The sequence below is a fragment of the Microcystis sp. M_QC_C_20170808_M3Col genome (assembly GCF_007095505.1).
GTDB lineage: Bacteria > Cyanobacteriota > Cyanobacteriia > Cyanobacteriales > Microcystaceae > Microcystis.
Genome location: NZ_SFBY01000424.1, coordinates 1 through 7,915, shown reverse-complemented (window position 1 = coordinate 7,915; position 7,915 = coordinate 1). Strand labels below are relative to the sequence as shown.

Sequence of the window (7,915 nt, the reverse complement as noted above, 5' to 3'; positions counted from 1 at the left end):
ATGGAAAAAGCCTATTGGTTTCGATTTTACCCCACACCAGAACAAGAGTCGCTATTGCGGCGCACCTTGGGCTGTGTAAGATTAGTTTACAATAAAGCTCTCCATCTCAGAACACAAGCTTGGTACGAAAGACAAGAAAGAGTAGGATATGCTCAAACTTCTTCAATGCTAACCGATTGGAAAAAGCAAGAAGAATTAGACTTTCTCAATGAAGTAAGCTGAGAAAATGCCGTTAAATGTTCGAGAGTGGGACTGTCCAGACTGTGAAGACCAGAACAGAGTAAATCTGTTAAGGCAGGTGCGAAACCCCGCAAGGGAAAGAAGCAGAAACCTAAATCGTGAGGTTTGGGAATCACCGTCCGTTTTACGGCGGTGAGGATGTCAAAGCTATAGCTCTGTCTATAGTGACAGAAATAAAAACTACACCAGACACAGAGGGTTTTTGTTATATCTAAGGTTGGGGAAAACTATTTAATCTTAAGCAAGCGATCGCTTGCTTATCAATTCAATTTGGAACTTATCAGGGATTGGGAAAAAAGACAACCTTACCAATAATTCCTGAGATTCCAGTTGTCATTACTCCAACAATACTTAAGAAGCCAACAGTCATAATATTGAGGCGACTGTTAATATCATTAACTCGCTTATCTAGTCCTTCAACCTTTGCTTTGATTTCTGCTTGACCTATCTCTATCCTTTTGATGTCTTCTTTAAGTCCGATAATCAAATCTTTGAGTTCTTTAATATCCGATTCGGTGAAAGCAGTCATGTTTCTATCTCCCGATTTGCCAATGATACTAATTTAATTTTATAGGAGTGATCGCTTGCTTATTAATTCAATTTAGAGGTGATCAGGGATTGGGAAAAAAGACCACCTTTCCTAAAATTCCTAGCATTCCAGCTACCATGACTCCGACAATACTCAAAAAGCCAATAGTCATAATATTGAGACGGGTACTAATGTCATCTACACGCTTTTCTAATGATCCCATCCGTTCATCAACTCGCTTCTCAAATTCTCCAAATTTGGCTTTGATTTCTGCTTGACCTATCGCTATCCTTTTGATGTCTCGTTGTATTTCTACTTGTCCTATTTGTAATTTTTGAATCTCCTGTTGTAAAACAATCATTAAGTCTTTCAGTTCTTTAATATCCGATTCGGTGAAAGCCGTCATGTTTCTGTCTCCTGATTTGCCAATGATACTAATTTAATTTTATACGAGCGATCGCTTGATTGTCAAGATTAACTATGATTAAGTTAATCTTGGAAACGACAGGATACCTAAGCTATCTTAGCTTAATTTTAATCAGTCAATACTTAAGGCTTCTAGTTGCTCATTGAGCCAATTTGTTGCTGTGGCTTCATCGGTTTCTATCGCTTTCTCTAGTCCTATTTTAGCAATTTCTAGGAGTTGTTTGGATGGGGATTTTGTATTTCTAGTATCTGGCATTTTTTCAGCTATTAAAAGAACGTAGAACGTAGAAACCCAACGTCTGACAATCTTGCCAATTTCTTGATCAATTTGGGAATCGGTTAACTCAACCACTCTCTCACTCCAAAATGAAAGCTGGTATCCCTAGTCTATCAGCTAGTTGGAGCTTAATCGGTTTAGGGCGGAAGGCAAGGGATAGTTAGGGAAAGAAATATAAAGATTTATTAAATTGTAGCTTAGGATACTGTGCGGGCGGGGTAGTGTGTATTGTGGTTGTGTCTCCTAATAAAAGATTATAAAGTTCAAATGAAAATTAAAAATCGTTCTTTCACTGTACTCTTAAGTTTTTCAATTGTTTTATTTTCCATTAACTGCCAGGCAGTTGCAGCAACTTTTACTCCTAAAGGTGCTATTCAAGGAAAAGGTATAGATTTTCTTCTTAATGTAGCAGCTAATGTTTTTACAGACATTTTAAAAGGGGCATTAAACTTACCTGGTTTAACTCAAGATACCAGTTTAGCTGAAGCTGATTTTACAGATAGAGGAACAAATACAGCCTATGTACTAATCGCCCTTGCTGATGATGCTCAAGATAAAAAAGCTTTTTTTGGCAGTGGTAAGGGAAGTGTAAATCCTGAGCAAACTGTCTTTGCAAAAAGTACCCAATGGCCAGGAACAACAGCTAAAATAGGAGCATTGATTGACAGGGGACTTTTTTTCGAGACAATTTCTCTTGGCAGTCCTCCTAAAACATCTTTGAATCTTACTTTACAAGATTTTGTGCCTAGTCCATTATCAGAAAATAGAACTACTTCTTCAAGTTTCGGATTTATTTTTGCCCATGGCAATTTTATTTTTGGTGGACAAGAAAAGTCAAGACAAATCCCTATAGACCCTAAAATCGTCCCCGAACCCACTTCTACTTTAGGCTTCCTCGCGCTTGGTACTCTGTACTCTGTACTCTCGGGAGCATCTCATTTATGCAAGTGAGTAATTATAATTGTCCCTAAAACTGGTTTCTAGCAAGGCTTTCAAAATAGCTTGACATAAAACCTGATTTAGGGGTTACAAAGGTGAGATGCTCCCCGTACTCGGTACTCTCGGCGCAGCCTCAACCCTCAAGCGCAAATTGAAGCCATCCAAATCAGCCGAAAAAGAAACCACAAAAGTAGGCTAAATTGCCCAGCAAAAATACGACAAATTACCCCTTCATTCAGTCAGTTGAGGGGGGTATTTTTTGCATAACTCTCTGAATTTCCATGATTTTAAGGAGTATGGTTTATCTTGCGAGCCGAGAGCTGCTACAATCTAAGATGACTGGTTATAGATGCTTTCAAGATGACTAAAACAGCAGAAACCCTCAAAATAGAACTTGCTCAACTTCCTGTGCAAGATCGCGCTGAACTCGCTTACTTTCTCATCCATTCTTTAGATGAAGGTGTAGATGACAATGTTTTAGATGCTTGGGATAGAGAATTAACTGAAAGATTAGCCGAAATTTATGCTGGAACAGCCAATGGTGAACCATCAGAAAAAGTATTATTGGAATTACGAGAGAAATATTCGTGAAACCGGTTATTATTCACAGTGAAGCAACAGGAGAACTTGACAATGCTATTCAATATTATGAGAAGCAAAAGATAGGATTAGGGCTAGATTTGCTATCTGAAATTGAACAAGTTCTCGAAAAAATTAAAATTAACCCTAATCTGGGAACAGACCATACTATCGAAGGGGTAAGCCGTTATGTCATTCGCCGTTTTCCTTACATCATTTTTTATGTAGAATTTGAAGCATTTATCTGGCTGGTTGCGATCGCACATGGAAAACGTAAACCTGATTACTGGAAAAAGCGAAATTTAGAATAATGGAGATACTCAAACGTAAACTAAAACCATCCAAATCCACCGAAAAGGAACCCACAAAAGTAGGCTAAATTGCCTCTAAAAATACCATAAATGCCCCTTCATGTTATCTTGAGTGGGCTTATTTTAGGGAATTTATTTTTACAATCCAAATCAATCATTTTCATTCTATAATGTTACCAGTGTAAAATAAATAAGAGGGGTTATTCATAATGAGTACACATCCGGATAACTTTGACAACCTTCTCTTCTGGAATAACCTGATAAACCAAACGATGCTGAATATTAATACGTCGGGAATAATAGCTCGCTAAATCGCCACTGAGTTTCTCATAAACAGGATAAGATTGATAGGGATTTGACTTAAGAATATTTAATAACTCGTTAGCTTGTTTTGCCCACCCAGTACGAGCCAGCTTTTCAGCATCTTTTTTCGCTTGTTTGGTAAAAACCAACTGCCAATTATCCATTTAAAATTGCTCTGATACCCGCCTCATCCACACAATCTTCAATAGAAGTGTTGCCACCTTCAATAATTGAATCTACCATACCAGGAATAGAATACAAATAAAGCGTTTCTTGAATAGAGTTCCAATCTTCCTCAGCGATTAAAATAGCATTTTTTTTCGTACCAGATAACAAAATCGGTTGATGATTATCATTGGTATCATTCACTAATTCATCAATTTGTTCTTTGGCTTCAGTAACAGTAACAATTTTCATGTAACTATCCCTTAAATTAACAACAAGAGCGCAACCAATCTTAACACAAGTCAAGTATTATTCAGCATAATAGCACCTTTTCTAAATATTTGTCAAATTTCTTTTTACTTATTCTCGTTGCCAATTCTTGATAAGTTGCCTTGCTCTGGAGCATGGTACATTGACTGATTGATTACTATTCTGGGTGTTCCTAGGGGATTGAGTAAAGCACTAAGTAGGTAGGTGTTAAAATTTGTCAGAGCCTCCTTATTAAGGGGAGTAGGGGGGATCAAAGACAAAATCTATCTTCAATTAATTCTCGATAAACTGCTTCGGGAATAAAAACTATTTCCTAAAGTTGTTGTAGTAGATAAAGTTGATTAATAGCTGCAAGATTGTTGATAGGCGATGTATCACTGACAATAATCACAATCTTCCCATCTCCCGCAAGTTCTTAATATCCTGTTCAAAATCTTCGACATCGTAGTGTACTGGAATTTGACGACTTGCCAGTAGGTGTTGAAAAGCAATACGATTCATTCCGGCAAATCGACTCGCTTGAGCAAGGGTGAGCTTCTCTTTTTGAAAGAGCATAACCGCAATTTCCTGCCTCATCTCAGCTTCAGTCCTGCGTGTGGCACTGAGAATTTCATCGGAGATATCAATACTCATGGCTATAAACCTATCTATCCCTTCCTATTGGAATAATATTATAACCTCCTTCATTTAGTCAGTTGAGGGTGTATTTTTGGCATAACTCTCTCAATTCCCATAATTTCAGGGAGGATGGTTTATCCGATAGCTGCTACAATACAGATACAGGAAATAAAATTTTGATCAGTAGGGTAGAAGTCTTTTCCGTTATCTTAGAAGGTGAGCATCATGAAAAATTTATAAGAAATTAAAGCGATTTTAGGTCAGGTTAAGTCCTTAGTAAAAGAAAAGTATTATGTCAGTGAATTAGGTATTTTTGGAGATTATGTAAAAGGAGAAGTGCAGGAAAATAGTGAAGTTAATATTCTGATAGATTATACAGAACCGCCTAGTTTACTAGATTTAGTAGATCTGGAATATTATGTAAGTGATTTACTTAAGCTAAAAGCGGATGTTATCAGTAAAAATGGCTTAAAAGGAAGAAGGAGAGAAAGAATTTTATCGGAGGTTATTTATGTATGACGCAACGGGAATTTAGAGATTTCTTGCAAGTAAAGTAAAACTCGATAGGTTGGGTTTCGCCTTTTGAGCCGATTGGTAATACCTGATCAATAATGATAGCTCAACCCAACCTACGGCTGAATCTTCATCCTTTGCCAATGAATCAAATAAAGACAAAGACTTTACCCCCAGTTTTGGCAACTATTCTCGGTGTGAGAGGAGGAGGCAGATTTTGCTGCCGTTTCCTCCTGATATCTAAGACAGGATCAATTTTTGCGGTAAAAAATCTTACTGCCTTGGTCACTGACAAAATGACAATTGCGGTAGGACCGCCAGAGAGATTTGAAAATCGGTTCTTTCGAGAGGCGATAATAGTCTCCTAAGACGGGACGGATGGCCTCGGTTGCTTCTTGGAGATGATAGTGGGGAATAGTGATAAAAATATGATGGGCGACGTGAGTACCAATTTGGTGATGGATGGGATTAAAGATGCCATAATCGCGATCGATGGTAGAAAGCGCCCCTTTGAGAAAGTACCAGTCTTGACCGCGATACCAGGGAATATCATCTTCAGTGTGGTGTAGGAATGTCACCAAGTCCAACCAAACCACAAAGACGATATAGGGCATGATGTAGTAGTTAAACAGAAACCAAAAGCCGTAGCTGATACCCACCCCGATTAATAGACCTAACATAAAGGTACAGCAAACGGTGCTAGTCAGTACCTGCCACCGTTCCGAGGGGCGAAAGAGGGGGCTTTCGGGCATAAAATGGGATCCCTGTTTATTAGGGGAACGACGGAAAAGATAAAGGGGATAAACAAATAAAATTAGCTGAAAACGAGCTAATTTTTCGTACCAAGCCATATTGTTATACTGGGTTTCCGTGACGGGATACCAACTTTCATCGGTGTCGATATTGCCGGTATTAGCGTGATGGGTGCGATGACTGATGCGCCAACCGTGGAAAGGTACGAGAATGGGAGTATGACTGAGATGACCGATTAAGTTATTTAACCAACGATAACGGGAAAAGGAACCGTGACCGCAATCGTGACCGACGACAAATAAGGCCCAAAACATGGTTCCCTGCATAAACCAAAAAAGGGGGAAGAACCATGCTTGATTAATCTGGTAAGTTATCCAGTAAAGTAGGGTAATGATGCCAATATCAAAAAAAAAGTAGGCTAAAGAGCGAAAAACGCTTGATTGGAAGCAACGGGCCGGGATAGCTAGACGGACATCCTGTAGGGTAAATGGCAAAAATTCTCTTTTTAGGGAGGGTTTAGGTAGGGTTTGGGACACTAGGTTATAACTCAAGATAGATGACAGGGCAGTATTGACGAAAGCTTGAGTAGCTCAAGTTTTTTTGTTTCTCGATGCGCTATCTTTTCTCTATCTCAGCTAGGAGCGGATAAGACCGAGCGATCGAGCGAATTTCGTCTAACTCACCAGAATTTTATTGTAGGGCTTAATGTAACTTAACAAAAGCCCCTAGGGAAAGTTAATCAGATTCTCCCCCTGTCTGTCCGTCTGTCCCCTTGGGCATCTAGTACAATAATATCTGAGAAAATAGATAAGACTCTCGGTTATTCAATCAATATTATGAACCAGTTACCTATTCGTCCAGCTAACAAAAATTTTACCCATAGTTGCTTGACTTTTGCCGATTTTTATGCGGGAATTGGTGGCTTTCGTCTCGGTCTTGAACAAATCGGTTGGCAATGTGTTTTTAGCAACGAAAATAACCCAGATTGTGTGAAAACCTACAATCACAATTTTCATGAATCGATAAAACCGCAAGATGTTGAAGCTTTAATTCCTAGTTTAATTCCCGATTTTGAGGTTTTTTGTGGGGGATTTCCCTGTCAGCCATTTTCCAGAGCAGGACAAAAAAAAGGGTTTCAAGACAGTCGCGGACTAGCTATTCAGGAAATTATCAGAATTTGCCATGAAAAAAAGCCTAAAGTGATCTTTCTTGAAAATGTTAGTAATATCCTGCGCTTAAATCAAGGGCAGACATTAAAAGATATATTAATCCAGTTAAAAGAAATAAATTATCTGGCTTTTTATGCAGTTATCGATAGTAAATATTTCCAAATTCCTCAATCAAGACCTCGCTTTTTTTTATTGGCTTTCCGAAAGGATTTAGGAATTAAAAACTTTCAATTTCCCCAACCTTGCCATGCAGAAGTCGGTATTGATAAAATTATTGTTTCGGGGGATTATTCAATTCCCATATCGGAAAAATGGCAGCAGTATATTGATTATTACGCTGGCAGAATTACTGCCGAACAATTATCTTTTCAACTGCCAAAAACAAGAATAAGTATTGAAAGGTCAAGTGTTAATGTAGATTATGATAATTGTATTTATCAAATGAGATCTAGTGGCATCCGAGCAATTTCTATCCAAAAACCCTTTCCTACTTTTGCGGTTAGTGTTAGCGGTGGTGGCGCCATGATTCCAGTGTATAGCAAGGAAAGAAGACATTTAAGTCTCTTAGAAATAAAAAGATTAATGGGATTTCCCGATGATTATTATTTTCCTGTTTCTCGCACCGCTGCTATTAAACAACTTTCTAACGCTGTCTGTCCCCCAGTCATTAAACATATTGGTATAAATATTACTAAATCACTTAATTAGGGTCTGCTGAATAAATCTAAAAACCTTGTTGGGTAAGACTTTTAGACTTTTTGTCAATCAAAAAGTACCAGGCATGGGAGTGATCAGGGGGAAAATTCAGGGACTTTTTCCCTGA

General features: G+C 38.3%; 12 protein-coding genes and 3 pseudogenes. 7 read left to right on the top strand and 8 right to left on the bottom strand.

Annotated elements, in window-relative coordinates; translation table 11 throughout:
- Nucleotides 1-219, top strand: a pseudogene (locus EWV84_RS19570) (helix-turn-helix domain-containing protein); the annotation flags it as partial.
- Nucleotides 220-520: 301 nt separating this feature from the next.
- Here the strand turns inward: EWV84_RS19570 and EWV84_RS19565 are convergent.
- The 3 genes from EWV84_RS19565 to EWV84_RS19555 form a co-directional block, all read right to left on the bottom strand.
- Nucleotides 521-769, bottom strand: coding sequence for a DUF4164 domain-containing protein (locus EWV84_RS19565; RefSeq protein WP_287079497.1), 249 nt, complete (start codon nt 767-769; stop codon nt 521-523).
- A gap of 82 nt (nt 770-851) precedes the next feature.
- Nucleotides 852-1,175, bottom strand: a complete 324-nt coding sequence (locus EWV84_RS19560) for a DUF4164 domain-containing protein (RefSeq protein ID WP_287079496.1) — start codon at nt 1,173-1,175, stop codon at nt 852-854.
- 132 nt (nt 1,176-1,307) lie between these two features.
- The gene (locus EWV84_RS19555) at nt 1,308-1,547 is read right to left on the bottom strand and encodes a hypothetical protein (RefSeq protein ID WP_287079495.1); all 240 of its coding nucleotides are present in this window, start codon (nt 1,545-1,547) and stop codon (nt 1,308-1,310) included.
- Between the two features lie 192 nt (nt 1,548-1,739).
- Here EWV84_RS19555 and EWV84_RS19550 point away from each other — a divergent pair, with 192 nt between their 5' ends.
- From EWV84_RS19550 to EWV84_RS19535, 4 genes and pseudogenes are all read left to right on the top strand, one after another.
- Nucleotides 1,740-2,423, top strand: coding sequence for a hypothetical protein (locus EWV84_RS19550; RefSeq protein WP_287079494.1), 684 nt, complete (start codon nt 1,740-1,742; stop codon nt 2,421-2,423).
- Between the two features lie 91 nt (nt 2,424-2,514).
- Nucleotides 2,515-2,610: pseudogene (locus EWV84_RS19545) on the top strand (PEP-CTERM sorting domain-containing protein); the annotation flags it as partial.
- Nucleotides 2,611-2,771: 161 nt separating this feature from the next.
- On the top strand, nt 2,772-3,002 hold the full coding sequence (locus EWV84_RS19540; protein ID WP_287079492.1) for an addiction module protein: 231 nt from the start codon (nt 2,772-2,774) through the stop codon (nt 3,000-3,002).
- A complete protein-coding gene (locus EWV84_RS19535) occupies nt 2,999-3,301 on the top strand; it encodes a type II toxin-antitoxin system RelE/ParE family toxin (protein WP_287079490.1) in 303 nt (100 codons plus the stop codon). The genes EWV84_RS19540 and EWV84_RS19535 overlap by 4 nt, the downstream gene beginning before the upstream one ends.
- 200 nt (nt 3,302-3,501) lie before the next feature.
- On the opposite strand, the gene EWV84_RS19530 is transcribed toward EWV84_RS19535, so the two are convergent.
- From EWV84_RS19530 to EWV84_RS19520, 4 genes and pseudogenes are all read right to left on the bottom strand, one after another.
- Nucleotides 3,502-3,768 carry a Txe/YoeB family addiction module toxin gene (locus EWV84_RS19530; RefSeq protein WP_287079488.1) on the bottom strand — a complete coding sequence of 89 codons (267 nt, stop codon included), beginning with the start codon at nt 3,766-3,768 and terminating at the stop codon, nt 3,502-3,504.
- A complete protein-coding gene (locus tag EWV84_RS19525) occupies nt 3,761-4,021 on the bottom strand; it encodes a type II toxin-antitoxin system Phd/YefM family antitoxin (protein WP_002736246.1) in 261 nt (86 codons plus the stop codon). Before EWV84_RS19525 ends, EWV84_RS19530 begins: the two co-directional genes overlap by 8 nt.
- A 334-nt stretch (nt 4,022-4,355) precedes the next feature.
- A pseudogene (locus tag EWV84_RS22960) lies at nt 4,356-4,430 on the bottom strand (DUF3368 domain-containing protein); the annotation flags it as partial.
- Complete coding sequence (locus EWV84_RS19520) at nt 4,427-4,672, bottom strand: UPF0175 family protein (RefSeq protein WP_287079486.1); 246 nt, start codon at nt 4,670-4,672, stop codon at nt 4,427-4,429. The gene EWV84_RS19520 and the pseudogene EWV84_RS22960, both read right to left, overlap by 4 nt.
- 228 nt (nt 4,673-4,900) lie before the next feature.
- Between EWV84_RS19520 and EWV84_RS19515 the strand changes: the two genes are divergently transcribed.
- Nucleotides 4,901-5,176 (top strand): nucleotidyltransferase family protein, encoded by a 276-nt coding sequence (locus tag EWV84_RS19515; RefSeq protein ID WP_323801820.1) that lies wholly within the window; start codon nt 4,901-4,903, stop codon nt 5,174-5,176.
- A gap of 245 nt (nt 5,177-5,421) precedes the next feature.
- Here the strand turns inward: EWV84_RS19515 and EWV84_RS19510 are convergent, their stop codons facing one another.
- The gene (locus tag EWV84_RS19510; protein ID WP_287079483.1) at nt 5,422-6,459 is read right to left on the bottom strand and encodes a fatty acid desaturase; all 1,038 of its coding nucleotides are present in this window, start codon (nt 6,457-6,459) and stop codon (nt 5,422-5,424) included.
- A 300-nt stretch (nt 6,460-6,759) separates the two neighbouring features.
- Between EWV84_RS19510 and EWV84_RS19505 the strand changes: the two genes are divergently transcribed.
- Nucleotides 6,760-7,800 carry a DNA cytosine methyltransferase gene (locus tag EWV84_RS19505; RefSeq protein WP_287079481.1) on the top strand — a complete coding sequence of 347 codons (1,041 nt, stop codon included), beginning with the start codon at nt 6,760-6,762 and terminating at the stop codon, nt 7,798-7,800.
- The last annotated feature ends 115 nt before the right edge of the window (nt 7,801-7,915 follow it).